The sequence below is a fragment of the Arthrobacter sp. ok362 genome (genome assembly GCF_900102785.1).
Classification (GTDB): Bacteria; Actinomycetota; Actinomycetes; order Actinomycetales; family Micrococcaceae; genus Arthrobacter.
On sequence record NZ_FNGC01000007.1, the window covers coordinates 217602 to 244122 of the forward strand.

A 26521-nucleotide genomic window follows, 5' to 3' on the forward strand; every position below is an offset into this window, starting at 1 on the left:
GGCTAACGGTCAGGCGGCTCGTGCCCGGCACCTAGGCGGACCAGGCGAAGGGGGCCGAGAAGGAGTTCTTCCCGGCGTTATCCCACGTCATCCCGAACACGTCGACGCGGGCGGTGCTGGATGTGCCGGCTGCCAGAGTGTCGGCCGGGAATCCGACCCCGCTGAGTTTCACTCCCCGTCCTGTGGGATCCTGGCGAGACACGAAGTCCTCGACCACCATGTCGACGGCACTGCCAATGCGGACCTGATGGATACGCCCGTCGTCGGCGTAGGCCATTTCCAGGGACTCCATACCCGCCATTTCACCGATCAAGGGGGCGAGGCCCTCCATCGGTCCGCCGAGCTGTCCGCCGAAGACTGCACCGAGCGCTTCGGCCTGCTCAGCTGAGGCGGCGGCATCCATCAGAACACCAACCTTCCAGCCCCCGTCAGCCATCACGGCCGGCGTATCGGCTACGACGCAGACTGTCAGACCGCCGACGTCGACACCGTTAACTTCGCCGGTTTCGACGTGGAAGGCCAAGGCCACGTTGCAGCGTTCGTTATCCGCCGGTGCGGTCAGCCCTGAAGCAATACACGGGCAGACCATATCGCAGTTGCAATTCTCAAAATACGTACCCTCGACATGCCACGGCATTTAGGGCTCCTTTCGAAGAGGCCCCCCAAAAACAAAGTCTCCTCGCGGCCCTGAGCAGAGTCAACGGTTGATGGTGACTCAGGCAAAAGGCCCTTCTGGGCCGCCCTGCGCTTCGAATGGACGGGCGCGAAGAGCCACAAGATACCCATTGGAAGAGACTAAACGCCGACGACGTCGGAGTCCACAGAGTCGCCATCCGCCGCGCCACCGCTGCTAACTGGCCGGCGTCACGACGTCCTCCAGCATTGACCTGTCGAAGAACCGAATTTCGCCCGTTGCCTGGAAAAATACTGGAACTACTGAAGTGTTCGCGTCCTTCGAGGTTTCGTAGATCTCGGGCGCGCTCCCGTGTTTTCGCGCAATGGTTCCAATCAAGTCGGTGCCGCGAACCCGGACGGTTCGATATTTGTAGCTCATGTGGACCCCTTCGTCTGCCAAGGCAAACCCTACTCCTGAGAGGCACAGCCGGGAGCTGATCCGGGCGTTGCTGACCCAAAGCACCGAATGCTCAACGGTTGGACACGGAAGAGGCGTACGTAACGAGGCAAGAAGGCTTGCCCGGAACGCACAGCACATAGGATCGAGGCCGACAAAGTCTTGGAGTCACCGATCGTCCCAGCCGACGAGTGGCAGACTGGGTTCCATGCGTGAGTTCGTCGTCCTCGGCACCGCCTCGCAGGTCCCGACCCGGACCCGCAACCACAACGGGTACCTGCTGCGCTGGGATGGCGAGGACTTCCTCTTCGATCCCGGAGAGGGCACGCAACGGCAGATGATCCACGCCGGAGTCACCGTCTCCCAGATCACGCGTATCTGCCTCACGCATGTGCACGGCGACCACTGCTACGGCCTGCCTGGCGTGCTTTCCCGTATGGCCCTCGACAAGGTCAACCACCCCGTCCATCTGCACTACCCCGCCTCCGGCGAGGACACGGTCCGGGCTCTCGTGTCCGTCGCCTCCCCCGGCATAGATCTAAGGCTGCATCCGCACGGGGGCAGCGAACACGGGGGCCCCGGCCACAGGTTTGCCGAACCGATCGGCCAGGGCCTGTACGTCCGGGCACTGAATCACCGCATCGAGGCCTACGGATATCGGCTCGTGGAGCCCGACGCGCGCACGCTCCTTCCCGACCGGCTCGCCGCAGCCGGGATAGCGGGACCCGACGTCGGCCGCCTCGAGCGTGAAGGAAGCTTGGGCGGCGTGAGCCTGGCGGAGGTGAGCGTGCCGCGGCCCGGTCAGCGATTCGCCTTCGTCATGGATACCGCACCCTGCCAGGGCGCGGAGGAACTGGCGGACGGGGCCGACCTGCTCGTCACCGAGTGCACCTTCAGCGACGACGACGCCGATCTCGCCGCCCAGTTCCGCCATCTCACCGCGGGGCAGGCGGGCGAGCTGGCAGCATCAGCGGGCGCGGGGACACTGGTCCTCACCCACTTTTCTTCGCGCTACGGGGACGTTGCCCCACTCGCCGAGCAGGCCCGGAGCCGCGCAGGTGGAGCCGCGGTGGTTGCCGCGAATGACCTCGACCGCTTTGCCTTTCCGCAACGTCGTGCGTTCTAACCACGCGTCTGTACCGTCGCAAGCGGAGGTGTACGGCTGGAACCGTTGACTGGGCCCTGCGTCGGCTTCAGCGCCTTGCATGACGGTGACCAGAGCAGGTGGGAGGATGAGCGCATGGAACTGCACATTACTGGCGACCCCGCCGCAGATAAACTGCTCGGCGATAACGCGTTCGCGCTGCTGACCGGCATGCTGCTTGACCAGCAGGTGACCATGGAGTCGGCGTTTGCCGGACCCGAAAAGATCATGACCCGCATGGGGTCCATGGACCCTGCCGCGATCGCTGAATACGACCCGGCAGGCTTCGTTGAAATCTTCAAGGAGCGTCCGGCCGTCCACCGCTTCCCCGGCTCCATGGCCAGCCGCGTTCAGGCCCTCGCAGAGACCATACTGCGCGATTGGAATGGGGACACAACTGCCATCTGGACACAGGACGACCCCGACGGCCAGGAAGTGCTCCGCCGGCTGAAAGGACTGCCCGGGTTCGGCGAGCAAAAGGCAAAGATCTTCCTGGCACTGCTGGGGAAGCAGTGCGGACTCCAGTCAGAAGGCTGGCGGGAGGCTGCTGGCTACTACGGACAGGAAGGCGCATTCCTTTCTGTAGCCGACATCGTGGACCCGGAATCGCTGGGAAAAGTGCGCGCCAGCAAGCAGGCCGCCAAGGCCGCCGCCAAAGCCGCGAAGGCATCTGGGCCGTCGTAAGAACGTCCCGCTGAATCCCGACGGCGGCCGCCGCACCTGCGGACGATTCCAGGGTTGCCCCGGCCTCCGCCATCTGCGTTGTCCAGACAGCTGCTTCTTGCGACCGGAGTTGTGATCGTTATGCCGGAGCCGGTTCGCCAACTAGTGCAGCCCGCCGGCGCCGCCCGGCATGCCGGCCTTGATCAGCTCCATGACTGACGAGTCCGCCAGGGTGGTGACATCCCCGATCGGCCTGTCCTGCGCCACGTCTTTGAGGAGCCGTCGCATGATCTTGCCGGACCGGGTTTTAGGCAGCTCGGCTACCACCATGATCTGCCGGGGCCGGGCGATTTTGCCGATTTCCTTGGCCACATGTTCCCGCAGCTCCTGCACGACCTCGGGCCCGCCGTCGCCCGCCCCGCTGCGCAGGATGACGAAGGCGACGATGGCCTGCCCGGTGGTGTCGTCGAGGGCGCCGACGACGGCGGCTTCGGCGACTTTCGGATGGGCGACGAGCGCCGATTCGATTTCCGTCGTCGAAAGCCGGTGTCCTGCCACGTTCATCACGTCGTCCACCCGGCCGAGAAGCCAGATATCCCCGTCCTCGTCCTTCTTCGCGCCGTCCCCCGCAAAGTAGAGCCCCGGGAACCGTGACCAGTACGTCTCAACGTACCGGTCATTGTCACCCCAGATGGTGCGCACCATGGATGGCCAAGGTTCCCGTAGTACCAGATAGCCGCCGGAGCCGTTAGCAACGGGTGCGCCCGCGTCATTTACGACGTCGGCCACGACCCCGGGCAGTGCCTTCATGGCGGCGCCCGGTTTACCTGCTGTAACTCCCGGGAGCGGGCTGATCATGATGGCTCCGGTCTCGGTCTGCCACCAAGTGTCCACAACGGGCGTTTGGTTGTGCCCGATGTTCTCCCGGTACCAGATGTAGGCAGCCGGGTTGATCGGTTCGCCCACGGTGCCGATCACACGCAGGCTCCTGAGGCTGTACTTGGCCGGTATCTGGGCGCCCCATTTCATGAACGTCCGGATGGCGGTCGGGGCACAGTAGAGAATCGTGACCTTGTACTTGTCGATGATTTCCCACCAGCGGCCCTGGTGCGGGGTGTCCGGCGTGCCCTCGTACAGCACGGAGGTAGCACCGTTAGCCAAGGGACCATACACGATGTAGCTATGCCCGGTAACCCAGCCAATGTCCGCGGCTGTCCAGAAAATATCGGACTCAGTCTTTATGTCGAACACCGCCCAGTGGGTGTAGGCGCATGCCGTGAGGTAGCCACCGGTGGTGTGCAGGATGCCCTTGGGCTTGCCCGTGGTGCCCGAGGTGTACATCACGTACAGGGGATGTTCGGCGTCGAAGGCCTCGGCGTCGTGATCGGCGGAGGCCAGCTCAACCGATTCGTGCCACCAAATATCGCGGCCCGGTGTCCAATCGACCTCCTGGCCTGTGCGGCGGACCACCAGGACATTCCGAACGTCCGGGCAGTCCAGCAGGGCCTCGTCGACGGCGGACTTCAACCCGCTGGCCTTGCCGCGGCGGTAGGCGCCGTCGGACGTTATGACGATCCGCGCATCGCAGTCGTGGATCCGCGTCCGGAGCGCGTCCGCAGAGAACCCGCCGAACACGACTGTGTGCGGTGCTCCAATTCGCGCACAGGCCAGCATCGCCACGACGGTTTCCGGAATCATCGGCATGTAAATGGCCACCCGGTCACCGGACATGACGCCCACATCGGTCAGCGTGTTCGCTGCCTGGCAGACCAGATCGGTGAGCTGGGCATAGGTGATCGTGCGGCTGTCCCCGGCTTCGCCTTCAAAGTAGTACGCGACCTTGTCTCCGCGGCCGGCAGCTACATGCCGGTCCAGGCAGTTGTAGGCGGCATTGAGCCTGCCCCCGACGAACCATTTGGCGAATGGCGGATTAGACCAGTCCAGGACCTCACTCCATTTCTGGGACCAGTCCAGCCGCTCCGCCTGCCGCGCCCAAAACGCCAGCCTGTCGCCGTCGGCTTCGTCATAGTCCGACGTCGTGGCGTTGGCTTGGGCGGAAAAGCCGGCTTCCGGCGGAAAGCGCCGCTGTTCGTGCAACAGGTTTGCGAGGGTCTCATCCGATTCTGTTGGGTCTGCGGCCATAGCCTGTCACCGTCGTCCCACCGGAAGCACGGTCCGTTTGAAGGTGGAGTTCGCGACCACGGCGCAGGAGCAGTACCAGGCAATAAGTGCCGTCACGATGCCCAGCCAGCCGCCCAGCATCGTCAGCCCGGTTGCTCCGGAGAAAGCGCCGAGAAACAGCGCGATGAAGGTCAGGGTCAAGAAGACGAAAACGGCAAATACGCCCATGCTGACGCGCCACGCGGAAATGGTCATGTAGGCGGTAAAGATGGCCCAGGCCAGAAGGTAGAGGCCGACGGCTTTGCCGGCGTCCGCTGCCGGAAGGCTGCCCGCGCTGAACTGGCTCAAGAACCAGAAGGACAGCCAGAAGGCTCCGTATGAGCAGAAAGCCGTCGCGCCGAAGACGTTGCGGTTGGCAAATTCCCAGATTCCGGCGCCGAACTGCGCGATGCCGCCGTAGAATAGTGCAAGTCCCAGGACTACCGGTTCGACCGCTTTGGGGATCAGGCCGGCATTGATGACACTGAGGACAAACGTGGTCATTGCGAAAGCGCCCAAACCTAAAGCTGCCGGATCGGCAAAGGGTGGGCTGATGCCTGCCTGTGGAGACACAACAGCGCCTTGGGCTGGTAGGGGATTTTCGGCCCTGCGACCACTTCCCGCCGGGACGGTCCCCGCCGCGGAGCTTGATTCGATACTCATGGCACGACTCCTTGGTCAGCACCAGCACCATCGCTGGTGACGTATATCAGGCTACACCTGAGTATGCAAGGGCAACATCGAAATGGGCGGCGTTCAGGTCGCAACATATTGCGGCGTAGACCGCACTGCTTCGCCCTTGGTAATGAGGTGCCGCTGCCGCACCAACACCCGTGGCGGCCCCGTAAAGGTTCGCTATGCCGCGGCCGGGTCCAAAACTCCGCTAATGAGCTCATGGGCGTGTGCCGCCGCTAGTGGCCCCGCCAGGCGGTGCACGGCTTGGAAAGTCCTGCGGACTGCCGGTCCGTGCCACTCCGGAGGCAGGTAATCGGCCGGCAAGTTGGGGTCGCGGTACGGGAAACGGCGCCACATGGTAAGCATCGGGATGTAGTAGCGGAAAGCATCGCGCCGCACTTCTTCCGTGGAACCAGCCAAGGCGGCCCCGGGATCGTCGCCTACCCGCTCGGTCCATTGCCGCTCCGCGCCTTGGTAGAGCTCCAGGAACTCGGTGAATTGCTCGTCGAGTTCCTTGAGGTCCCACCATTCGGAGATCTTCGGACGCATGGGACCGTCGAACACGTAGTCGCTGCGGAAAAGATCGACGAACTGGATAAGCCCGCTCGCCGTCAGGCGTTCCCGGGCTTGTTCCAATTTGCGGGCGGGCGCGATCCACACTCCCGATGCCACGGAACCGAATCCCAGCCCGGACAGCTCGGAACGCAGCTGGTGCCGGCGGTTTCGCATGGATTCCGGCACCGAAAAAACGGCCAGGACCCAGGTGTCCACCGGCGTCGGCTGCTCCGGAGCGAAGATCCGCCTGTCGCCTTCCCGGAACACGTCGCTGACGGACTCCGAGATCCTGTACTTGGCAATGCCGCCCTCGCGGATACTCTTCAAAACGCCCTTGGCCTTCAGTCTCGAAACTGACGACCTAACGCCCGGCGCGTCATAGCCCAGCGTTCCCAGCATGGAAATCAGCGCGGAGACCGGGAGCGCGTCACCGGCGTTCCGGCCATAGAGACCGAAAAGGGTGACGATGATTTGCTGGTGGCGCACCGGCGGTTCGGGGACGGCGATCATTGAAGGATCCTCATTTCCGCGCCTAGTTCAGGCGCCAGTCATGTTTCATCATAGGTGCGGGAACTGTCCCGTTCCTTGATGGTCGTGACGGCGGCGGCCTCGCCACCGGATACGGGCTGGTCGCCCCGCACAGCCCTGACGAAATGTTCTGGCCAGGGCTGTGCGGTGGTGGCCCCAGCGGGGACGTGCGCCGTGGTGACTGTCCCAAAAGAGGCCACAGCGCCACGGTCGCCATTTCCGTCGTGAGTTCCGCAGGCCTCGCCGCGGACCTCGAAAGCCATGGTCAGCGAGGTCCGGCCGAGCGCGTGGATCTTCACCTTGGCGGTGACGCGCTGGCCGAACCACAGCTTGGCCGTGTAGTTGATTACTTGCTGGACGCGGGGCGCACTGGGAAAGTAGTCCAGTAGTTCCAGGCCTCGGAAGAGCTCGGCTTCGGCGGCCTCAACCCACCGAAGGATGGCCGAATTGTGCTGGTGGCCGGAGGCATCGGTGTCCACCCACTCCACCGTGCGCTGAACGCTCGCTTCCGGAAACCCCGCGCTCCCCAGCGGCTCCGCACTCCCCAGCGACTCAGTGTGATCCATGGTTCTCCTATCGGGCGCCGGTGGTGCGCTGGGGCACTTTCCAGTCGTTGACGGGTGCGGCCATCGCTACTTCACCAGAACCTGTGCGGTAGCGGACGCGGGGGTCCAGCGCAGGTGGGTGTTCGCCTCTTCAGCGTCCGGTTCCCGCAGCAGGGACAACCGCGGACGGACGGCGTCGGTCCGCGAGCTCGGCGGCTTGCGGCGCCCGGCTCGGAACTGTGGAATCCACTGGGCACCGGGGCCATGGTATTCCTGCTCCGCGGCGGCGTGCAGGGTCCATTGGGGATCGTACAGGTGGGTGCGGCCGAGGGCGATGAGGTCCGCACGACCGGCGAGGAGGATGGAGTTCACATCGTCGAAGCTGGAGATGGCTCCGACGGCGATCACGGCCACGCCTGCCGGGGCGGCGACTTCCTGGCGGATGCGGTCAGCGAACGGCGTCTGGTAGCTGCGGCCGAAAGCGGGCTTCTCGTCCTTGGTCACCTGGCCTGTGGAGATGTCCAGGCCGGCAGCGCCGCGGGCAACGAAGGCCCGGGCAATCTCGACGGAATCGTCGGAGGTGTTTCCACCCTCAATCCAGTCGGTCGCCGAGATGCGCACCGTCACAGGCTTGCCGGCAGGCCACACCGCGCGAACGGCGTCGAACACTTCCAAGGGGAACCGCAGCCGGTTCTCCAGGCTGCCGCCATATTCGTCGGTGCGTTGGTTGGAGATCGGCGAGAGGAACGAGGACAGCAGGTAGCCGTGGGCTGCGTGGATCTCGAGGAGGTCGAAGCCTGCCTGCTCGGCCCGGAGCGTCGCCGCTACGAACTCTTCCGTGATGGCTTCCATGCCGGCAGGATCAAGTTCCTGCGGCGTCTGGTTGCCGGGGCCGTAGGGCAGCGCCGACGGTCCGACCGCCTGCCAGTTGCCGGATTCGAGGGGCTCGTCGATGCCTTCCCACATGAGCTTGGTGGAGCCCTTGCGGCCGGAGTGGCCAAGCTGCGCGCCGATCTTGGCCGTGGAACGGCTGTGGACGAAGTCCACGATTTCCTTCCAGCTATCGCGCTGGCCGTCCGTGTAGAGGCCGCTGCAGCCGGGGGTGATGCGGCCGGCGTCGGAGACGCACACCATTTCCGTCATGACCAGGCCGGCGCCGCCAAGGGCCTTGGAACCGAGGTGGACCTTGTGGAAGTCGCCCGGGACACCGTCAACTGCGGAGTACATATCCATCGGGGAGACCACGATCCGGTTCTTCAGTTCCAGTTCGCCGATGCTGAACGGCTGGAACATGGCCGGCGCGACCTCTGCGCGGCCCTGGGACTCGGCGAAGTTGCGGTCCACGGCGTCGGCAAATTCGGGGTCGCGCAGGCGCAGGTTTTCCTGCGTGATGCGGCGGCTGCGGGTGAGCAGGTTGAAGGCAAACTGAGTGGGGTCCTGGTCCTTGTACTGGCCGATGCGCTCGAACCACTCAAGCGAAGCCTGGGCCGCGCGCTGGGTGGAGGCGACCACAGGCCGGCGCTCCGCTTCGTAGGCGGACAGCGCGGATTCTACGTCGGGGTGTTCGTGCAGGCAGGCCGCCAGGGCGAGGGAGTCCTCCATGGCCAGCTTGGTGCCCGAGCCGATGGAGAAGTGTGCCGTGTGGGCGGCGTCGCCGAGCAGCACGACATTGTTGTGGCGCCAGCTCTCGTTCCGGACGGTGGTGAAGTTGATCCACTTGGAGTTGTTGGACAGGACGTCGTAGCCGTCCAGCTCTTCGTCAAAGATCGAGCGGATCTTGGCGATCGCCTTTTCATCCGAGACACCCGGCGGGAAGATATCGTTGGCGGTCTCGTCGAAGCCGGCAGCCCGCCATACATCCTCGTGCATTTCGACGATGAACGTGGAGCCTTCGTCGGAATACGGGTAGCCATGGATCTGCATGACGCCCCACTGTGTTTCCTTGACGAAGAACTTGAAGGCTTCGAAGACCTGGTCGGTGCCGAGCCACATGAACTTGTTGTTGCGGGGGTCCAGGTCCGGCCCGAAGGAATCGGCGTACTTGGCGCGGATCTGCGAGTTAATGCCGTCCGCGGCCAGCACCAGATCGTAGTTCACTTCGAGTTCTTCAACAGCCGGTGCCAGCGTCCGGAAGCGCAGGTCCACGCCGAGTTCGGCGCAGCGGCGCTGCAGCAGCTCCAGCAACTCCTTGCGGCTCATGGCCGCGAAGCCCTGGCCGCCCACGGTCATCGTCTCGCCGCCGAAGTGAATGTCGATATCGGACCAGCGGGCGAAGCGACGGCTCATGTAGTCGGCCACTACGGCGTCGGCGTTGCCAATGCCGCCAAGCGTCTCATCGGAAAATACGACGCCGAAACCAAACGTGTCGCTGGCAGCGTTCCGTTCCCAGAGGGTGATGTCGTGGGACGGGTCCAGCTGCTTCATCAATGCTGCGAAGTACAGGCCTCCGGGGCCGCCTCCAACGATTGCAATCTTCATGGTTGTGCTCCTTCTCAGGCCTGGCACTGGCCGGCTGGGGTAAGTTCTTGGGTTTGGCTCGCTAGGCCGTCTTCGAGGAGGCCGTCACGGAGCTTGAAGTGCTGCAGTTTGCCGCTGGGGTTGCGTGGCAGTTCAGTGACGAACCGGATGTCCCGCGGGTACTTGTACGGGGCGATGGCCTGCTTGACGAAGTCCTGGATTTCCTTGCGCTTCTGGGCATCGCCGGCGACGCCTTCCCGCAGCACAATGAACGCGCAGACGATGCTGCCGCGCTCCGGGTCCGGGATTCCGATAACGGCGTTTTCCACCACATCCGGGTGTTGGTCGATGGCCGCCTCCACCTCGGGGGCGCCGATGTTGTAGCCGGAGGAGACGATCATGTTGTCCGAGCGGGCCTGGTAGGTGAAGTACCCGTCTTCGTCCCGGGTGAACGTGTCTCCGGTGACGTTCCAGCCGTTGACCACGTAGTTCGCCTGGCGGGCATCGTCGAGGTAGCGGCAACCGGTGGGGCCGATGACGGCCAAGCGGCCGATCTGGCCCGGACGGAGTTCCCTGCCGTCCTGGTCGAGGATGGTGGCCCGGTACCCCGGCACGGCGCGGCCCGTGGTGCCGGGCCGGATGTCGTCGCCCGCCGCCGAGATGAAGACGTGCAGCATTTCGGTGGCGCCGATCCCGTTGACCAGGCGCAGTCCTGTGGCGTCCTGGACTGCGTGCCACGTTTCCTTGGACAGGTGCTCGCCGGCCGAGACCGCCACGCGCAGGCCGCGAAGCAGATCGCCCCGGTCCTCTTTAAGGATGGCCCGGTACGCGGTGGGCGCGGTGAACAGGATCGTCGCTCCTGCTGCAGCTGCATTTTCGGCCAGCTCCACCGGCGCCGCCCGTTCGGTCAGCAGCGATGATGCGCCGAACCGCAGCGGGAAGACCACCAGGCCGCCGAGCCCAAAGGTGAACGCCAAGGGCGGCGAACCGGCGAAGACATCGTCCGCCGTAGGCTGCAGGATGTAACGGGCGAAGGTGTCGGCGTTGGCCAGGATGTCCCGGTGGAAGTGCATGGTCACCTTCGGCACGCCGGTGGTGCCCGACGTCGGGCCCAAGAGCGCGACGTCGTCCGCTGAGGTGTCCACGGCGGTGAACTCGCCGCTCTTGGCGGCGCAGCGGGCGGTGAGGTCGCCGTCGTCATCTGCTCCGTACGAGACCACGGTGACGTCCTCCCCGGCCGCCACGCCGAGTTCGTCCACGAAGCGGTGGTCCGCGATCGCGACCACCGGCTTGGTGAGCTGGATCAGGGTGGCGACCTCGGCGGAACGCAGCATCGGCATGGTGGTCACCACTACGGCACCTGCCTTCAGCACGCCAAGCCAGGCGGCGACGATCCACGGGTTGTTGGGGCCGCGCAGCATCACGCGATTGCCGGGCACCACGCCGAGGTCTTCGGTGAGTACCTGGGCTACCTGGTTGGCGCGCTGTTGGAGTTCCCCATACGTCCAGACCGTGCCGTCCGGAGTCCGCAGTGCGGGCCGGCCCGGGCCGTGTTCGGCAACGGCGTCATCAATCAGGACCGCTGCGGCGTTGAGCCGTTCGGGGTACTGAAGTTCGGGAAGGGTGAATTCGAGCGCGGGCCAGGTGTTGGCCGCTGGCAGGTGGTCACGGGTGAAGGTGTCCACGTGGGCCGATGTCGTCATTGTCATGGCCGTTCCTTTCAGTGGTGCGTCCGGGGGTGGTTTCAGGAAGTTCAGTGGCCGGGACGGATCATGCCCTCTTGGGCGACAGTTGCAAGGAGCCTTCCTTGCCGGTCAAAGAAGCGGCCCATGGCCAGTCCCCGGTTGCTCTGGCCGGATATGGCTTCCTGGGCGTAGAGAACCCAGTCGTCGGCGCGGCCGTCGCGGTGGAACCACATCGAGTGGTCGAGGCTGGCGGTGGCGAGACCGTGGCTTGACCAGTTCAGTCCGTTCACCCTCAGGAGCGGTTCCAGGATGGTGTAGTCGCAGACATATGCCAGCGCAGTGCGGTGGAGGTCGGAGTCATCGGGCAGGCTGTCGAAGGCCTTCACCCAAATTGCTTGCTGCGGCACAGAACCGCCCTCCAGCTCGACATAGACCGGCCCGGGAATATGCCGCATGTCGAAACTACGGCCCGTGGACCAATAGTCCGCGGCCGGACCGCCCGTCCCGGCCAGCACTTCTGCTGCGGTTCGCAGCGAAGCAGGATCGACGGCGGCAGGGGCCTCGGGCTGGAAGTCCGGACCGTCCTCGGGAACCTGGAACGAACCCATCGCGGCGTAGACAGCCTTGCCATTCTGGAAGCCGCGGACGGTGCGGGTCGAGTACCCGCGGCCATCCCGCAAGCGCTCCACTTCGTAGCGAACGCTGGAACCGACGTCGACGGGTCGCATGAAGTAGCTGTGCATCGAGTGCAGCGAGCGGTCCGTATCCACCGATCGCATCATGGCCGCAGCCGCCTGTGCCACCATGTCTCCGCCGTAGGCCTTGGGCCACGGCACGTACTGGGTCGTTGCTTCATAAGCTTCATCGTGGACCTGTGCCGGGACCCACGTAAGGTCCACGGCCTTGAGGAAGGTCTCCGATGTCAATGTTCCAGTGATCATGGCGTCTATGCCCGGCGGTAGTCGGCGAGGGTTTCGTCAGCAACGTCCTCGAGGTTGACCACGAGGTTCTCGGGCGTGCGGGCAGTGAGCCAGACGAGCTCTTCCGTGATGGACATGTTGGCTTCAACGTGCGGCATGAACGGCGGAACGAACACCCAGTCGCCGGCCTTCATGTCGATGAATTCCTGATAGTTCTCGCCGAAGTAGATGCGTCCGTGGCCGCGCAGCACGTAGCCGCCTGTTTCGGCCTCGCCGTGGTGGTGCGGCAGGGAGCGGTAGCCAGGCGTGTTGGAGACCTGGCCGAACCAGATCTTGGTTGCCGGGGTGTGCTGGATGCTGACACCGGAGACGCGGATGCAATCGCCGGACTGGGCGGTGTTGGTGTCTTCCTGGCCGGCGCGGGTAACCACCGGCACCACTTTGCCGTCAGCCTGGGCGTAGACGGAGTTGTCGCCTTCGAGGCGGTATTCGGTAGCTGTTTGGCTCATTGGTCTCTCCTTTGAAGTGGTTGGTTTCGGTCTAGGCGTTGGCGGCGACGGCGGCGTGGATCCGGAACCGGTTTTCCAGCCTGCCGATCCCGTCGATTTCAGTGGTGAGGACATCGCCGTCGTTCAGGAAGCGCGGCGGGGTCATTCCCATCCCCACTCCCCCGGGCGTTCCCGTGAGGACAAGGTCGCCGGGGCGCAGGGTGGTGAACTGGGATATGTAGGAAAGAAGCTTCGCGGGACCGAATACCAGGGTGCTGGTGTTGCCCTGCTGCACGAGCTCGCCGTTGACGTAGCCGCGGACCTCAAAGTCGCCGTCAACGTCGTCCGCGGTCAGCATGACCGGGCCCACCGGCGTCGTACGGTCGAAAGCCTTGCCCTGGAACCACTGCAGCGTCCGGTTTTGCCAGTCGCGCATGGAGACATCGTTGGCAACCGTGTATCCGGCAATCGCCTTGCGCGCCTGGTGCTCGTCCGCGCGGAACAGTTCAGAACCCACGACGACGGCGAGCTCAGCCTCCCAATCGACGCGGCCACTCCCGTGGACTTCCACAACATCCGAAGCGCCGATCAGGGTGTCCGCAAACTTGGCGAAAAGTGTGGGGTACTGGGGAAGTTCGCGCCCCATCTCCTGGATGTGATCACCGTAGTTCAGGCCGCAGCAGATCACTTTGCCGGCCCTCGGGAGCAGGGGTGCCAGCTCGGCGTCGGCGATGGCAGTGCTCCCGGCGGCTTCCGCTTCACGGACGATGGCCTGCCAGTCCGGCTGGGCGAGAAGCGCCCCGACATCGGTGGCCGGCAACGCGACGTACGTGTCGGCGCTCGTGGCGAATGCCGCCGTCGTGCCTCCGCCGGCCGTGCGCAAGGTGGCAAGTTTCATGCGTGCTGTCCCTTCGAATTTAGATGTGTCGACTTTTTTACGATCGTCACATATGCTCAAGGTAGCACGGCGGGAATGATCTGCACAGAGTCTTTTCAAAAGTTTTCGCAGTTGTACAGACCAGGAGGAACAGCATGAGCCACACGACGATCAACCCGGAATCACTTCCCAAGCCGTCCGGTTTTGCGCACGGCATGCTTGCCGGCAACACGGTCTTTTTGGGCGGCCAGACTGCGCTGGACAAGAACATGAACATCGTTCCCGGCGGCATCGTGGAGCAGTTCACGCAGGCGTTCTCGAATGTCCTCACCACGCTGCGGGAGGCCGGTGGACAGCCCGAGGACCTCGTCAACGTAACCATCTACCTGACGGACGTTGATGACTACATGGTCAATGGCCGCGAGATCGGACGGATCTGGCGTGAAATGGCCGGCTCACAGTACCCGGCAATGGCGGGAATCGGCGTCACCCGGCTGTGGCAGAAAGAAGCCCTGATCGAAATCCAGGGCATCGCCGTCATCCCGGAACGGTAGAGCTGTGGACAGGAGGGCGAGCGTCGCATGAAGCGCGGAGCGAATGGCAAACAGCTGCCATATGATGACAAGCTCGCCATCACCTGCCGCGCCGCCTACATCCTCTGCGTCTGCATCGCCTGGACGCGCGTGTAGGAGCCGCGGCACTGCGTCAGCCCGGGGTGAGGACGCAGAACTCGTTGCCCTCTGAGTCGGCGAGGCACACCCATGGCACATCGCCCTGGCCGACGTCGGCGTCAGTGGCGCCCAGGACCCGCAGCCGGGCCACCTCTGCCGCTTGATCATCGCCGGGGTACGGCCTCAGGTCGAGATGGACACGGCCCCACACGGTCTTCACGGCGGGCGTGCGAAGGAACTCCAGATACGGCCCGACACCCTTGGCCGAACGCAGCCTGGCATGATCGTCGGTCAGCTCGTGCAGGGTCCAGTCCATCGCCGCGCCCCAGAACCGGGCCATCGCCCGCGGATCCGCACAGCTGACCACCACCGCGGCGATCGGCCCGGTGTCCCGGTAGATGGATCGAGGCTCCAGCACGCGGAACAGGTTGCCCTCCGGGTCGGCCAGAACCATCCACGGCACGTCCCCCTGGCCCACGTCGGCGGGCGTCGCACCGAGCTCCAACAGGTGCGCGACCAGCTCCGCCTGATGGGCCGCAGAGGTGGTGGAGAGATCGAGGTGCGCGCGGCATCTCACCGTCTCGGGGTCCGGGACGGTGACGACATCGACGCAGACGGCGGCGGGGTCCGGCCAGACGAAGCCCACCGGTTCAACATTGGTCACACCGGGTCCCTCGCTGGAAACACCCCAGCCGAGGGCCTCCGCCCAAAACCGGCCGAGCGCTGAGTCATCCCGAGCCTTGAAATTCACCTGAACAAGTCGCAGTGCCATACCGCCCGAGCCTATACCCAGGTGAAACCCGATATGAGAGGCAGGTCACGCAAAACGGCCAGAGGTCAGCGCGGAACGGATAGTTCCGGTGCACCCCCATCGACAAAATTGAGGGAACATTCGCAAGCAAGTGGCTGGAGGTTCGATGTCGGTAGACAGCATCCCGGGGCAGGCGCTCCCCACAGAAAATCAAGGCACCGTGACCGCACACGATCTCCGGTCGGTCATGGGGCACTGGACCACCGGAGTCTGCGTCGTGACCACGGAGGTCTCCGGCAGGCAGGCAGGCCTGGTGATGAACAGTTTCGCCTCCGTTTCCCTCGACCCGGCGCTTGTCTCCTGGTGCGTGGACCGGTCATCCACGAACTTCGGGACCTGGCTGGAAACGGATAACTTCTCCGTCCACATCCTCGACCAGGCCCGAAGCCACCACGTACCACGCTTCACCCGCCGTGGTGCGGACAAGTTTGAGGGACTCAAGACAACCACCGGCACCACCGGCGCGCCCGCGCTTACGGACGTGGCAGCTCGCCTGGATTGCCGAATCTGGGCCCGCTACGACGGCGGGGACCACATCATCCTGGTCGGGGAAGTCGACCACATCGCCCGCCCGCAAGCCTTTGAACCTTTGCTTTCACAAGACCTGCGCAGGCCGTGAACAAACCCATTGCACTCCATCGATTCCGACAAGAAAGAGACACCATGCACCCCATGAACACGAAGGACCACTTCAAGCTTGGCCTGTTCTCGGCCAATTGCTCCGGAGGTTTGGCCGTCACCAAGATTGACGAACGGTGGGGAGCCACCTGGGAAGAAAACCTCCGGATGGCCCGGGTTGCGGACGAGGCCGGCATCGACTTCCTGCTGCCAGTAGCCCGCTGGATCGGCTACAAGGGGGACACCAACTTTCACGGGTCCGTGCTCGAACCAATTCCATGGGCAGCCGCCCTCCTGGCAGCGACGCAGCGGATCTCCGTCTTCTCGACGGTTCACACAGCGTTCAACCACCCGCTGGTGACTGCCAAACAGATCGCCACCCTTGATGCCATTGGCGGCGGCCGGGCGGGACTGAACATCGTGGCCGGCTGGAACCAGCCCGAGTACGAAACGATGGGTGTGGACATGGCAGACGCCCACGATGACCGCTACGGCTTTGCCCAGGAGTGGTGTGATGTGGTGCGCGAGGCGTGGGAACGCGACGAGATCTTCGACTTCGAGGGCAAGTTCTTCTCCCTCAAGCATGTCGAGGCCTTGCCCAAGCCCACCGGTGGGCGCGTCCCCATCCTCAACGCGGGCTCGTCCAAGCAAGGCCGGAACTTCGCCGGACGGAATTCGGATTTCGTGTTCACCATCGTCGGCGGACCGGAAGACGGCGAAGGCATCGTGCAATCCGTCAAGAGCCAGGCGATGGCGGACCACCAGCGCGCAGTGGGCGTCCTGACGCTGAGCCACGTTGTCTGCCGGCCCACCAACGACGAAGCGTTGGACTACCTGAATTACTACGCTGAGGAAAACGCCGACTGGGGAGCCGTGGACTACCTGATGAATCTCCAAGGTCTGCATGCGCAGTCCTTCACGAAGGAAATGCTGGCGACCATGCGGTCCCGATTCGCGGCCGGGCACGGTTCCTGCCCGTTGATAGGGACGCCGGACCAAGTCGCCGCGGAAATTGCGCGCTACGCCAAGGCCGGATTCGATGGCATGACGTTGGCATTCGTTGACTACGTGGGCGAACTGGAGTACTTCGCCCAAGAGGTCTTGCCGCGTTTGGAGCGCTTGGGAGTGCGCCAGCCACTCAGCGCAATGTGACGAAAATTTGACTATCGCAAAAATATCTCTATGCATGATCGCTGCCGAAAGATATGATTGATTCCCAGAGCTTGAGAGGAAGCTACATGGCCGCTATCAGGAACAAAGCCGTTCCATGCCAGGCGTCCGGGACGCGCCCGCTCGCGGCGCATCCTTTGATGCGAAGCAGGTCTGCCTCCGCCATCCGGGATTCCGTCAACGCACTCACGGCTGACGAACACTTGCTGGTTCCCCACCAAGGGACTCTCGACGGAACAGTCAATGGCCTCCGCGCCCGCGCCGTCAGCCTGGTCTTCGTGGCCTACGGTTCAGGCGTCACCATCGTCAGTCCACCATCCGGTCGCCGCGTCCTGGTGGTCATACCGCTGGGTCCGATGCTCGTGGAGTCCTGCGGCAACCAGTGGGTGGCCAACACGCCCTTCGCGTTGAGTTCCCACCATCAGACCAAGATGGTTCCGGATCCGCAGCGTGGAGCGTTGGTGGGTGGGGTGGACGCTGAATCGCTGGAAAGCTACTTGGTGGCCACGTCCAACCGGCCACTGGTCAAGCCCATATCGCTTAAGAGCAGCGTGCCCCTCCAACTCAGCACCCCGCTCATGGTCACCCAAACCTGGCTGGAAGCGTGCCGGCAACTGGACCAAGGGCTTCCTGCCGAGTCTGCCCCATGGCTTGAGAACATCCTGTTGGCCACATTGTCAGCCGGCATGGCGCCCTTTCTGGAAGCCTCCTTCGCGCCACTACCCACGAAAGGTGGGCCCGGATACGTGGAGCAGGCCTGCCGATACCTTCAGCAGCACCTGAGCGAGAATGTCCGCATCGACGACGTCGCAGCTGCCGTCGGCATCAGCACGCGGCAACTGCACGCTGCCTTCCAGGACCACATTGGCCGCAGCCCCGCCCAGGTCCTGCGGGACATGAGGCTTGCCCGGGTCCGGCAAAGGCTGGAAGCACGGGGTGGCCCCAAGGACATCACCGTGGCAGGCGTCGCCAACGATGCCGGGTTCGCGCATTTGGGCAGGTTTTCGGCCTATTACACAGAGAAGTACCAGGAATCGCCGTCGACAACACTTCAGCGACTACGCGGCGGCGCAGCAAGACCGCCACTCACAACCACTTAGGAGATCAATGTCCGTTCTGCAGCCCTTGATGTCTGCACTGAACGCCGGCACAGTTGAGGTCCTTGACCTCACCACGCCGCTTAGCACTGAAACACCCATCTTGAGTCTGCCCCAGCCGTTCGCGAATACCGTTGGACTGAGCCTTTCCGAGGTCAGCAACTTCAACGATAGCGGCCCGGCCTGGGCATGGAATGACATCACCATCGGCGAGCATGCCGGCACCCATCTGGACGCGCCCACCCACTGGATCTCGGGTAAGGACGGAAAGTCCGTGGACCAGATCGAACCCGCACGACTGGTGGGCCCCGCCGTCGTCATCGATAAGACTGCCGAGGCCGCTGCCAACCCGGACTTCGTGCTGGAACCCAGCCACTTTGAGGAATGGCAGGCAGAGCACGGCGACCTCCCGGACAACTGCTGGGTGCTGTTCCGCACGGGCTGGTCCGCCCGCGGGGGCGACACTGCCGCTTTCATCAATGCTGACGACGCCGGTCCACACACGCCCGGCGTTTCCCCCGCTGCGGCCCAGTGGCTCGCCACCAACGCCAGCGTGAGCGGCTTCGGCGTCGAAACCGTCGGCATCGACGCCGGCCAGGCGGCCACCTTCGAACCGATGTTCCCGGCCCACTTCTATCTGCTGGGCGCCGACAAATACGGCCTCACCTCACTGCGCGACCTGGACCGGTTGCCGGCCACAGGCGCCACCATCGTGGTTGCACCATTGCCAATCGTGGACGGCACCGGAAGCCCGGCACGCGCCTATGCCTTGGTCGAAAACGCATGAGCGCCGACGCAAGGGTCTCCACGCTGGTGGGACGGACGCTGGCCAAACTCGGAGCTGGCCATGTCTTTGGAGTGGTGGGCAGCGGGAACTTCGATGTCACCAATACGCTGCGTGCTGAGGGTGTCCCGTTCACGGCGGCACGGCATGAGGGCGGTGCCGCCACCATGGCAGATGCCTACGGCCGGATGTCCGGCAAGGTGGGCGTTGTCAGCACACACCAAGGCTGTGGCTTCAGTAATGCCATCACTGGAATTGGTGAAGCGGCCAAGAGCCGAACACCCATGATCGTACTCACGGCGGACACCCCAGCTGCCGCGATCCGCAACAACTTCACCATCGACCAGGACGGGCTGGCGCGCAGCATCGGCGCGGTCGCGGAACGAATCCACACCCCGGCGTCCGCCGTCGCCGACACTGTTCGCGCCTTCCGGACCGCCGTGAATGAGCGCCGCACCGTGGTCCTTAGCCTGCCGTTGGATGTGCAGGCGGGCTTGGCGCCGGACAGCATTGCCGACGTCGAAATTCCAGCCGCTTTCAGGCTACGGCCGGAGCGCCGGGCGGTGGAAGAGTTGGTCGATCTGATCCGCGGCGCCGCACGCCCCGTCTTTATCGCCGGCCGCGGCGGACGGAGTGCCCGGCAGGAAATCTTGGCCCTTGCCCAACACGCCGGCGCGCTCGTAGCGACTTCCGCCGTCGCGAATGGCCTCTTCAACGGTGAGCCGTTCAACCTGGGAATCTCGGGCGGCTTCTCCTCTCCGCTGACCGCCGAAATGATCAGTGGCGCCGACCTGATTGTTGGTTGGGGCTGCACGTTGAACATGTGGACCATGCGCCACGGCAGGCTTATCTCCGCAGAGGCCAAGGTGGTCCAAGTGGATGTGGAGGATGGGTCTCTTGGAGCCAACCGTCCCATCAGCCTGGGCGTACTGGGCGATTCGGCGTTGGTGGCAGAGGACGCGCTGACCGCCTTGGCGGCTGTACAGGCCAAACCGACGGAGAAGTACCGTACGCAGGAGAACGCCAAGGCGATCGCTGCTGGATCCCGGTGGCGCGATGTAGCTTTCGAGGACCTTTCGGGACGAGACCTCATCGACCCCCGCGTGTTGAGCCGCGAGCTGGACAGCCTCCTGCCAACAAACCGAATCCTGTCCGTCGATTCCGGCAACTTCATGGGCTATCCCAGCCAGTATCTCGCCGTCCCGGATGAATTTGGGTTCTGCTTCACGCAAGCGTTCCAGGCGATTGGCTTGGGCCTGTCAACGGCGATCGGCGCCGCAATTGCCCAGCCGCACCGGCTGCCGGTGCTGGGTGTCGGCGACGGCGGCTTCCTCATGGGCATCAGTGAACTGGAAACCGCCGTGCGCTTGGAGATACCACTCGTCTGCGTCGTCTACAACGATTCCGGGTACGGCGCCGAAGTCCACCACTTCGTCGAAGTCGATCCCTCCGCGGATCTGGGCACCGTCACATTCCCAACCGCCGATATTGCCGCGATCGCCCGCGGTTTCGGGGCCCAAGGAGTCGTGGTACGTTCCGTATCGGACCTCGACACGATTGGACAGTGGGTTGCTGACTACCGCAAAGGCCAGCAGAAGAAACCCCTGGTGATCGACGCCCGCATAGCTTCCGACGGCGGCTCATGGTGGCTCGCGGAGGCATTCCAAGGGCACTAGGACTGGCGTGGACTGCCTCCAAGCCGGCACCGGTGAAAGCACGGAGCAGCACGGTCTGGACTTCGTAGTCCGTGCTGCCCTTCGGGTGTCCTGCCTGTCCTCCTCTCGGCGCCGTGCTGTCAGTTCGCCTCGGCGCCGTGCTGTCAGTTCGCCTCGGCGCCGACGCCTGCCTCGACAGCCGCGCCGGCGAGCCGGAGCCAGGTATCCACCACGGTGTCGGGGTTCAAGGAGACGGAATCGATGCCTTCCTCGACCAGCCACTCGGCGAAGTCCGTGTGGTCGCTGGGACCCTGACCGCAGATGCCGACATATTTGCCGCGCGCCTTGCAGGCCTTGATGGCCATGCTCAAGAGCTTCTTGACGGCAGGGTCGCGTTCGTCGAATCCGCCCGAGACAATCGCGGAATCCCGGTCCAGGCCCAGGGCCAGCTGGGTCATGTCATTGGAGCCGATGGAGAATCCGTCGAAGTAGTCCAGGAACTCGTCGGCGAGCAGGGCGTTGGACGGAATCTCACACATCATGATCACCTCGAGGCCGTTCTCGCCGCGGGTGAGGCCGTTCTCCGCCAGCAGGTCAATGACGCCGCGGGCCTCGTCCAGGGTCCGCACGAACGGGATCATCAGCTTGACGTTGGTCAGCCCCATCTCGTTGCGGACGAAGGACAGGGCCTCGCACTCGAGGTCGAAGCAGTCCCGGAAGGACGGCTCCAGGTACCGTGAGGCGCCGCGGAAGCCGATCATCGGGTTTTCTTCGTGCGGCTCGTAGGCGGGTCCGCCAATCAGGTTGGCGTACTCGTTGGACTTGAAGTCGGACATGCGCACAATCACCGGTTCCGGCGCGAAGGCCGCCGCGATGGTGGACACCCCTTCGGCCAGGCGCTTGATGTAGTAGTCGCGCGGGCTCTCGTACGCGGCGATCCGCTCACGGACTTCCGCGGCGACGTCCGCCGGCTGCTCGTCCAGGTTCAGCAGTGCCTTGGGGTGGATGCCGATCTGGCGGTTGATGATGAATTCGAGCCGGGCCAGTCCCACTCCGTGGTTGGGCAGCTGCGCGAAGGTGAACGCCTGCTCTGGGGTGCCGACATTCATCATGACCTTGACCGGGGCCTCGGGCAGCTGGGTGATCTCGGTTTCCTCGACGCTGAAGTCCAGGAGCCCTTCGTAGATAGTGCCGGTCTCGCCGTCGGCGCAGGAGACGGTCACGTCGAGTCCGTCGGAGAGGGCGTCCGTGGCGTCCCCGGTGCCGACGACGGCGGGAATCCCCAGTTCCCGGGCAATGATGGCCGCGTGGCAGGTCCGTCCGCCGCGGTTGGTCACGATGGCGGAGGCACGCTTCATGATCGGTTCCCAGTCCGGGTCGGTCATGTCGGCGACGAGCACATCGCCGGTCTTGAACGCGGCCATCTGGTCGATCGCGGTGAGGATGCGGACGCTGCCGGCGCCGATGCGCTGGCCGATGGCGCGGCCCTCGACCAGCACCCGGCCGGTTCCGTTGAGCCGGAAGCGGCTCAGGCTGCCGGAGGCCCGGCGGGACTGCACGGTCTCAGGGCGTGCCTGCAGGATGTACAGACCGCCGTCGATCCCGTCCTTGCCCCATTCGATGTCCATCGGGCGGCCATAGTGCTCCTCGATGGCGACGGCGTGCCGGGCGAGCTGCTCGACGTCGTCGTCGCTGAGGCTGAAGCGGTTCCGCAACGAGGCCTCAACCGGTACGAAGTCGATGGTGCGGCCGATCTCGCGGCTGTCCGTGTAAGTCATCTGGAGGGCTTTCTCGCCCAGTCCGCGCTTGAGGATGGCAGGCCGGCCGGCCTGGAGCGCGGGTTTGTAGACGTAAAACTCGTCCGGGTTCACCGCGCCCTGGACGACGGCCTCGCCGAGGCCGTAGGAGGACGTGACGAACACGGCGTCCTGGAACCCGGACTCCGTGTCCATTGTGAACATGACACCGGAGGCCCCGACGTCGGAGCGCACCATCCGCTGGATGCCGGCGGACAGCGCCACCTCGGCGTGTTCGAACTTGTGGTGCACGCGGTAGGCGATGGCCCGGTCGTTGTAGAGGGACGCAAACACATCCTTGATTGCGAGCAGGATGTTCTCGATGCCGCGGACATTAAGGAAGGTTTCTTGCTGCCCGGCGAAGGAGGCGTCGGGAAGGTCCTCCGCCGTGGCGCTGGAACGAACGGCCCACGAGAGGTCCTCGGAGCCGCCGTGCTTTTCCACAAGCTTCCGGTAGGAGTTCCGGATCTGCGCCTCAAAGTCCGGCAGGAAGGGCGTCTCGCGCATCAGGCTGCGAATTTCCTGGCCGGCCGAGGCGAGGGCTGTCACGTCGTCGGTGTCCAGGCCGACCAGCCGGTCGGCGATCTTCCGGTCCAGGCCGGAGCCTGCAAGGAAGGTTCGGTAGGCGTCGGCCGTCGTGGCGAAGCCGTCAGGGACCTGGACGCCGGCAGATGTCAGGTTCTGCACCATCTCACCGAGGGAGGCGTTCTTTCCGCCAACCCGGTCCAGGTCCTTCAGTCCGAGTTCTGAGAACCACAGGATGTCTGTCGTCATGGTTACTGCTCCTTTGCAGATGATGGCATGCAGATGTGCCGCCCCGCTTGCGACGATAGCCGGTCGGTGGGCGCGAATCCTGTCCACAGTGACAGATCCCGAGCGCTCTTTCCACATGATGTGCGCCACACCGGGTTTGTGAAACTTTTCCCTAATGTTTAAGGTTCATGCGCTGCAAGATGGTCGCAGCCATTTCCTCCACGGAAACCGTGGCTGAATTCAGGTACGGAATCCGGTGGGAGACGTACAACTGCTCGGCGCTGCGCAGCTCAAAGCCGCACTGCCGCAGCGACGCGTAGGGTGAGCCGCGGCGCCGTTCGGTGCGGATTTGGCTCAGGCGCAGGGGGTTGGAGGAGAGGCCGAAACATTTCTCAACGAAAGGCCTCAGCGGCTTGGGGAGCCCCTCCCGCTCAAAGTCCTCGTCCACCAGCGGGAAGTTCGCGGCGAAGATTCCGTGTTGCAGCGCCAGATACATGGTGGTGGGTGTTTTGCCGCAGCGGGACGGTGCCACCAGGATGACCTGGGCCTTTTCCAGCGCGCGCAGGCTCTGGCCGTCGTCGTGTTCCATGGCGTACTCGACGGCGGCCATCCGGGATTGATACCGCTCTGCATTGCCTAGGCCGTGGGCCCGGCCGGGTTCGCCGCTGGCCGGTGAGCCGAGGGCCCGCTCCAGCTGTCCGACATGGGTCCCGATGAGATCCACGATGATCCCCTGGCACGTTGCCAGGACCTGGCGGATGTCGCTGCTGACGGCCGTGGAAAAGACGATCGGCCGCGGGCCGGTGGCGGCCAGTTTGTCGATGGTGCGGACCACGGTCTTGGCCTGTTCGACGGTCGTGATGAAGGGCACCGTGATGCGGTCAAAGTTGTTAGCGGGGAACTGCGTCAACAAGGTGTTGCCGAGCGTTTCCGCGGTGATGCCGGTGCTGTCCGAAAGGAAGTAGACAGGCCGAGGATCCTCATTGGTCATGAACGCATTCTCCACCAGGAGCGGTCCCCGCCCGGCATCGGGCAGCCGGCGGGTCCCTACCCGGCCTCCGGACACAGACGTAGACTGCTCGCGTACAAGACCACCAACTGCCGCAGGAGATGGACATGAGCTATGCAGGCACCGGTAATGAGAAGGCCGTCGCAGCAAGCGACCTTAACCGGACACATGTCGGACTGACCGTGAGCTTCCAGCCGGACGAATTTACCGTGGTCTTCGGCCGGATCGGCGCCATTGCGCGCAAGGAGGGCGGCGTGACGATCGCGCTGAAAGGGGTGGACGGCACGGGTGGGCTGCCGTCCCACTACAGCCTGCCTCCCGCCCAACAGGTCTACGTCCAGCCGGACATGCTCACCAATACGGAGTCGACCATCAAGGATTTGTTCGGCAAAGTGCAGGAGAATCTGCGGAGCCACAAGGGAGATCAGCGTCCGGACGCCGTCTAGGGATCCTTCCCCGAGTACTCGGGCTGGGAATTGCAGGTCTTGAGTTCGATGTCGAACTGGCCCGTTGGCCATGCAGCGTCCTGGAGCGCCTATCCCCCGCAGCTGGTCTGGCTGGGACATCCGATCATTGCTAGCGTGGCGGCATGAACCCGTCGAAGACCCCCGCCGAGATCCTCAACATTGCCGGCAACGAGGTTCGCATTTCGAGTCCGGACAAGGTGGTGTTCCCCGAGCCCGGGCTCACTAAGCTCGACTTGGTTCGCTACTACCTCGCCGTCGCGGATGGTGCGCTGCGGGGCGCCGGGGGACGACCCATGGTGCTCAAGCGCTTCCCGAAGGGGATCGGCGCTGAGCCGTTCTTTCAGAAGCGCGTGCCTGAAAACCACCCCGACTTCATCCACACGACGACGCTGCACTACGCGTCGGGGACATCAGCCGAAGAGGCCGTCATCCGGGATGCTGCGGGCTTGGCGTGGGTCGTGAATCTTGGATGCCTGGACCTCAACCCGCACCCCGTGCGCGCCGAGGACCTCGAGCACCCCGACGAGCTCCGGGTCGACCTCGACCCGATGCCGGGGGTCGACTGGTCGCAGATCGTTGACGTCGCCTATGTCGCGCGGGAGGTGCTCGACGACGTGGGACTGGTGGGGTGGCCGAAGACGAGCGGTTCCCGGGGACTCCACATCCTGGTGCGCATCGCGCCCCAGTGGTCGTACCGCGACGTGCGGCTCGCCGCCGAGACCCTCGCCCGCGAGGTCGAGAACCGCGCTCCGGGCCTCGCCACCGCGCGGTGGTGGAAGGAGGAGCGCGGCGAGAGTGTGTTCGTCGACTTCAACCAGAACGCCAAGGACCGCACCGTGGCATCGGCCTACTCGATTCGGCCCCTGCCCGACGCCCGGGTCTCGACTCCGCTCACTTGGGACGAGGTCACCTCCACCCGGCCGGAACAATTCACGGTGCCCACGGTGCTTGAGCGCTTCGCAATGGTGGGCGACCCCCACGCCGGCATCGACGACGCGGTAGGGACACTCGACAGACTCATCACCTTGGCTGCCGAGCTCGGCCCCGCCGAAAAGCCGCCGCGCGCAGGCGACGGCTTGGGCCGCCGGCAGTCGGTGATGCCGCTTATCGAGGTGGCACGTACCAAGACCAAGCCCGAGGCGCTCGCGGCGCTCGACAAATGGAAGACTCGGCATGCGGACCTCGTCCCGGCACTGCATCCCGCCGACGTACTCGTCGACGGAATGCGCGGATCGAGTTCGCTCTGGTACCGGGTGCGGGTGAACCTGCAGCATGTCCCCGAAAATGAGCGTCCGCCGAAGGAGGAGCTCATCGCTGACTACGACCCATGGGCGGGCAAAGAGTGGCCGGGGCGCCTTGGGTCCTGACAACACCGGATGTTGTCCAGGCCGGCAGGACTAACGCTCAGCATGGCGGGGCTAAGCGCCGAGATGCGGAGGTACTTTGGTAATTTTCTCGATGTCTGCCGCGGTGACTTCGATCAGCTGCTGCGCCAAGTCCGCCAGGGCGCGTGCAGTCGCCAGCTCGTCCCCGATCTCGGGGACATCGGAGTCTACCGGATTCAGCCTGGCCAACCCGACACCTTCCAGTTCGGCCCGGTTCTCGGCCCTCAATCGCGCCGTGGCCCGCGTTTGGTTTTCATGTTCGTCGATAACGATGTTCACCGACCAGCTCTTCTCTTGCATGGTGCTCGCCTCCTCGATCCGACTTCCACCATGGCAAGCTCGAGGCAAGCCGTCAAGGTCCGCAAACTTCCCCGCAGACCGTGCGCGCCAAAGGCCCTGAATTGCCCCGCACGACGAGGCAATTCTCGCGGGATTGCAGACCTCATGCAGACGGAGGTCGCCCGAGCTGGTCGACGTTCGCGACCGGAATCAGCTGCCGTCCCTGCCCCGCCCTGGCCGGTCGCAGGCCTCTTTCG

At 64.5% G+C, this 26521-nt stretch carries 25 protein-coding genes; 10 read left to right on the top strand and 15 right to left on the bottom strand.

Going from position 1 to position 26521, the window contains the following annotated elements:
• Nucleotides 1-31 precede the first annotated feature (31 nt).
• Nucleotides 32-637, bottom strand: a complete 606-nt coding sequence (locus BLQ10_RS11400) for a DUF1326 domain-containing protein (protein ID WP_091561953.1) — start codon at nt 635-637, stop codon at nt 32-34.
• 213 nt (nt 638-850) lie between these two features.
• Nucleotides 851-1054, bottom strand: a complete 204-nt coding sequence (locus BLQ10_RS11405; protein ID WP_091562058.1) for a hypothetical protein — start codon at nt 1052-1054, stop codon at nt 851-853.
• Nucleotides 1055-1280: 226 nt separating this feature from the next.
• Here BLQ10_RS11405 and BLQ10_RS11410 point away from each other — a divergent pair, with 226 nt between their 5' ends.
• Together BLQ10_RS11410 and BLQ10_RS11415 are read left to right on the top strand one after the other, a co-directional pair.
• Nucleotides 1281-2198, top strand: a complete 918-nt coding sequence (locus BLQ10_RS11410) for a ribonuclease Z (protein ID WP_091561955.1) — start codon at nt 1281-1283, stop codon at nt 2196-2198.
• A 114-nt stretch (nt 2199-2312) separates the two neighbouring features.
• The gene (locus tag BLQ10_RS11415; protein ID WP_091561958.1) at nt 2313-2900 is read left to right on the top strand and encodes an HhH-GPD-type base excision DNA repair protein; all 588 of its coding nucleotides are present in this window, start codon (nt 2313-2315) and stop codon (nt 2898-2900) included.
• Between the two features lie 141 nt (nt 2901-3041).
• Here BLQ10_RS11415 and acs read toward each other — a convergent pair whose 3' ends face one another.
• From acs to BLQ10_RS11460, 9 genes are all read right to left on the bottom strand, one after another.
• Nucleotides 3042-5021, bottom strand: a complete 1980-nt coding sequence (gene acs, locus BLQ10_RS11420) for an acetate--CoA ligase (protein ID WP_091561960.1) — start codon at nt 5019-5021, stop codon at nt 3042-3044.
• Nucleotides 5022-5027: 6 nt separating this feature from the next.
• Nucleotides 5028-5612: an acetate uptake transporter gene (locus tag BLQ10_RS11425; RefSeq protein WP_302847314.1), complete on the bottom strand. Its 585-nt coding sequence runs from the start codon at nt 5610-5612 to the stop codon at nt 5028-5030.
• 282 nt (nt 5613-5894) lie between these two features.
• Complete coding sequence (locus BLQ10_RS11430; protein ID WP_091561965.1) at nt 5895-6779, bottom strand: PaaX family transcriptional regulator; 885 nt, start codon at nt 6777-6779, stop codon at nt 5895-5897.
• Nucleotides 6780-6817: 38 nt separating this feature from the next.
• Nucleotides 6818-7363 (bottom strand): acyl-CoA thioesterase, encoded by a 546-nt coding sequence (locus BLQ10_RS11435; RefSeq protein ID WP_091561967.1) that lies wholly within the window; start codon nt 7361-7363, stop codon nt 6818-6820.
• Between the two features lie 66 nt (nt 7364-7429).
• Complete coding sequence (locus BLQ10_RS11440) at nt 7430-9820, bottom strand: bifunctional salicylyl-CoA 5-hydroxylase/oxidoreductase (protein WP_091561970.1); 2391 nt, start codon at nt 9818-9820, stop codon at nt 7430-7432.
• A 14-nt stretch (nt 9821-9834) separates the two neighbouring features.
• Nucleotides 9835-11508 carry an AMP-binding protein gene (locus BLQ10_RS11445; protein WP_091561972.1) on the bottom strand — a complete coding sequence of 558 codons (1674 nt, stop codon included), beginning with the start codon at nt 11506-11508 and terminating at the stop codon, nt 9835-9837.
• Between the two features lie 44 nt (nt 11509-11552).
• Nucleotides 11553-12425 (bottom strand): acyl-CoA thioesterase, encoded by an 873-nt coding sequence (locus BLQ10_RS11450; protein ID WP_091561974.1) that lies wholly within the window; start codon nt 12423-12425, stop codon nt 11553-11555.
• A 5-nt stretch (nt 12426-12430) separates the two neighbouring features.
• Nucleotides 12431-12913, bottom strand: a complete 483-nt coding sequence (locus BLQ10_RS11455) for a cupin domain-containing protein (RefSeq protein WP_091561977.1) — start codon at nt 12911-12913, stop codon at nt 12431-12433.
• Between the two features lie 31 nt (nt 12914-12944).
• The gene (locus BLQ10_RS11460; protein ID WP_091561978.1) at nt 12945-13790 is read right to left on the bottom strand and encodes a fumarylacetoacetate hydrolase family protein; all 846 of its coding nucleotides are present in this window, start codon (nt 13788-13790) and stop codon (nt 12945-12947) included.
• Between the two features lie 134 nt (nt 13791-13924).
• On the opposite strand from BLQ10_RS11460, the gene BLQ10_RS11465 reads away from it, so the two are divergent.
• Nucleotides 13925-14323: a RidA family protein gene (locus BLQ10_RS11465; RefSeq protein WP_091561981.1), complete on the top strand. Its 399-nt coding sequence runs from the start codon at nt 13925-13927 to the stop codon at nt 14321-14323.
• 151 nt (nt 14324-14474) lie between these two features.
• Here BLQ10_RS11465 and BLQ10_RS11470 read toward each other — a convergent pair whose 3' ends face one another.
• Entirely contained in the window at nt 14475-15212 is a 738-nt protein-coding gene (locus BLQ10_RS11470; protein WP_091561984.1) for a VOC family protein, read from the bottom strand.
• Nucleotides 15213-15411: 199 nt separating this feature from the next.
• Between BLQ10_RS11470 and BLQ10_RS11475 the strand changes: the two genes are divergently transcribed.
• The 5 genes from BLQ10_RS11475 (at nt 15412) to BLQ10_RS11495 (ending at nt 20596) form a co-directional block, all read left to right on the top strand.
• Entirely contained in the window at nt 15412-15870 is a 459-nt protein-coding gene (locus BLQ10_RS11475; RefSeq protein WP_175558586.1) for a flavin reductase family protein, read from the top strand.
• A gap of 53 nt (nt 15871-15923) precedes the next feature.
• Nucleotides 15924-17021 (top strand): LLM class flavin-dependent oxidoreductase, encoded by a 1098-nt coding sequence (locus BLQ10_RS11480; RefSeq protein WP_091562060.1) that lies wholly within the window; start codon nt 15924-15926, stop codon nt 17019-17021.
• A 158-nt stretch (nt 17022-17179) separates the two neighbouring features.
• Complete coding sequence (locus BLQ10_RS11485; protein ID WP_175558587.1) at nt 17180-18139, top strand: helix-turn-helix domain-containing protein; 960 nt, start codon at nt 17180-17182, stop codon at nt 18137-18139.
• Nucleotides 18140-18146: 7 nt separating this feature from the next.
• The gene (locus BLQ10_RS11490) at nt 18147-18923 is read left to right on the top strand and encodes a cyclase family protein (RefSeq protein ID WP_091561990.1); all 777 of its coding nucleotides are present in this window, start codon (nt 18147-18149) and stop codon (nt 18921-18923) included.
• On the top strand, nt 18920-20596 hold the full coding sequence (locus BLQ10_RS11495) for a thiamine pyrophosphate-binding protein (RefSeq protein WP_091561993.1): 1677 nt from the start codon (nt 18920-18922) through the stop codon (nt 20594-20596). The genes BLQ10_RS11490 and BLQ10_RS11495 overlap by 4 nt, the downstream gene beginning before the upstream one ends.
• Before the next feature lie 143 nt (nt 20597-20739).
• On the opposite strand, the gene ppsA is transcribed toward BLQ10_RS11495, so the two are convergent.
• Nucleotides 20740-23145 (bottom strand): phosphoenolpyruvate synthase, encoded by a 2406-nt coding sequence (ppsA, locus tag BLQ10_RS11500; RefSeq protein ID WP_091561994.1) that lies wholly within the window; start codon nt 23143-23145, stop codon nt 20740-20742.
• A 151-nt stretch (nt 23146-23296) separates the two neighbouring features.
• Nucleotides 23297-24115 carry a pyruvate, water dikinase regulatory protein gene (locus BLQ10_RS11505; protein ID WP_091561997.1) on the bottom strand — a complete coding sequence of 273 codons (819 nt, stop codon included), beginning with the start codon at nt 24113-24115 and terminating at the stop codon, nt 23297-23299.
• Nucleotides 24116-24240: 125 nt separating this feature from the next.
• Between BLQ10_RS11505 and BLQ10_RS11510 the strand changes: the two genes are divergently transcribed.
• Both BLQ10_RS11510 and ligD read left to right on the top strand, forming a co-directional pair.
• The gene (locus BLQ10_RS11510; protein ID WP_091561999.1) at nt 24241-24579 is read left to right on the top strand and encodes a hypothetical protein; all 339 of its coding nucleotides are present in this window, start codon (nt 24241-24243) and stop codon (nt 24577-24579) included.
• Nucleotides 24580-24722: 143 nt separating this feature from the next.
• Nucleotides 24723-25967, top strand: a complete 1245-nt coding sequence (ligD, locus tag BLQ10_RS11515) for a non-homologous end-joining DNA ligase (RefSeq protein WP_091562001.1) — start codon at nt 24723-24725, stop codon at nt 25965-25967.
• A gap of 51 nt (nt 25968-26018) precedes the next feature.
• Here ligD and BLQ10_RS11520 read toward each other — a convergent pair whose 3' ends face one another.
• Nucleotides 26019-26285: a DUF1876 domain-containing protein gene (locus BLQ10_RS11520; protein ID WP_091562003.1), complete on the bottom strand. Its 267-nt coding sequence runs from the start codon at nt 26283-26285 to the stop codon at nt 26019-26021.
• Nucleotides 26286-26521: the final 236 nt, after the last annotated feature.

What these genes read in the sequence shown, in the direction of transcription:
- BLQ10_RS11400 (WP_091561953.1), bottom strand. Translation starts at nt 637, where the DNA reads ATGCCGTGGCATGTCGAGGGTACGTATTTTGAGAATTGCAACTGCGAT.
- BLQ10_RS11405 (WP_091562058.1), bottom strand. Translation starts at nt 1,054, where the DNA reads ATGAGCTACAAATATCGAACCGTCCGGGTTCGCGGCACCGACTTGATT.
- BLQ10_RS11410 (WP_091561955.1), top strand. Translation starts at nt 1,281, where the DNA reads ATGCGTGAGTTCGTCGTCCTCGGCACCGCCTCGCAGGTCCCGACCCGG.
- BLQ10_RS11415 (WP_091561958.1), top strand. Translation starts at nt 2,313, where the DNA reads ATGGAACTGCACATTACTGGCGACCCCGCCGCAGATAAACTGCTCGGC.
- acs (WP_091561960.1), bottom strand. Translation starts at nt 5,021, where the DNA reads ATGGCCGCAGACCCAACAGAATCGGATGAGACCCTCGCAAACCTGTTG.
- BLQ10_RS11430 (WP_091561965.1), bottom strand. Translation starts at nt 6,779, where the DNA reads ATGATCGCCGTCCCCGAACCGCCGGTGCGCCACCAGCAAATCATCGTC.
- BLQ10_RS11435 (WP_091561967.1), bottom strand. Translation starts at nt 7,363, where the DNA reads ATGGATCACACTGAGTCGCTGGGGAGTGCGGAGCCGCTGGGGAGCGCG.
- BLQ10_RS11440 (WP_091561970.1), bottom strand. Translation starts at nt 9,820, where the DNA reads ATGAAGATTGCAATCGTTGGAGGCGGCCCCGGAGGCCTGTACTTCGCA.
- BLQ10_RS11445 (WP_091561972.1), bottom strand. Translation starts at nt 11,508, where the DNA reads ATGACAATGACGACATCGGCCCACGTGGACACCTTCACCCGTGACCAC.
- BLQ10_RS11450 (WP_091561974.1), bottom strand. Translation starts at nt 12,425, where the DNA reads ATGATCACTGGAACATTGACATCGGAGACCTTCCTCAAGGCCGTGGAC.
- BLQ10_RS11455 (WP_091561977.1), bottom strand. Translation starts at nt 12,913, where the DNA reads ATGAGCCAAACAGCTACCGAATACCGCCTCGAAGGCGACAACTCCGTC.
- BLQ10_RS11460 (WP_091561978.1), bottom strand. Translation starts at nt 13,790, where the DNA reads ATGAAACTTGCCACCTTGCGCACGGCCGGCGGAGGCACGACGGCGGCA.
- BLQ10_RS11465 (WP_091561981.1), top strand. Translation starts at nt 13,925, where the DNA reads ATGAGCCACACGACGATCAACCCGGAATCACTTCCCAAGCCGTCCGGT.
- BLQ10_RS11470 (WP_091561984.1), bottom strand. Translation starts at nt 15,212, where the DNA reads ATGGCACTGCGACTTGTTCAGGTGAATTTCAAGGCTCGGGATGACTCA.
- BLQ10_RS11480 (WP_091562060.1), top strand. Translation starts at nt 15,924, where the DNA reads ATGAACACGAAGGACCACTTCAAGCTTGGCCTGTTCTCGGCCAATTGC.
- BLQ10_RS11485 (WP_175558587.1), top strand. Translation starts at nt 17,180, where the DNA reads ATGCGAAGCAGGTCTGCCTCCGCCATCCGGGATTCCGTCAACGCACTC.
- BLQ10_RS11490 (WP_091561990.1), top strand. Translation starts at nt 18,147, where the DNA reads ATGTCCGTTCTGCAGCCCTTGATGTCTGCACTGAACGCCGGCACAGTT.
- BLQ10_RS11495 (WP_091561993.1), top strand. Translation starts at nt 18,920, where the DNA reads ATGAGCGCCGACGCAAGGGTCTCCACGCTGGTGGGACGGACGCTGGCC.
- ppsA (WP_091561994.1), bottom strand. Translation starts at nt 23,145, where the DNA reads ATGACGACAGACATCCTGTGGTTCTCAGAACTCGGACTGAAGGACCTG.
- BLQ10_RS11505 (WP_091561997.1), bottom strand. Translation starts at nt 24,115, where the DNA reads ATGACCAATGAGGATCCTCGGCCTGTCTACTTCCTTTCGGACAGCACC.
- BLQ10_RS11510 (WP_091561999.1), top strand. Translation starts at nt 24,241, where the DNA reads ATGAGCTATGCAGGCACCGGTAATGAGAAGGCCGTCGCAGCAAGCGAC.
- ligD (WP_091562001.1), top strand. Translation starts at nt 24,723, where the DNA reads ATGAACCCGTCGAAGACCCCCGCCGAGATCCTCAACATTGCCGGCAAC.
- BLQ10_RS11520 (WP_091562003.1), bottom strand. Translation starts at nt 26,285, where the DNA reads ATGCAAGAGAAGAGCTGGTCGGTGAACATCGTTATCGACGAACATGAA.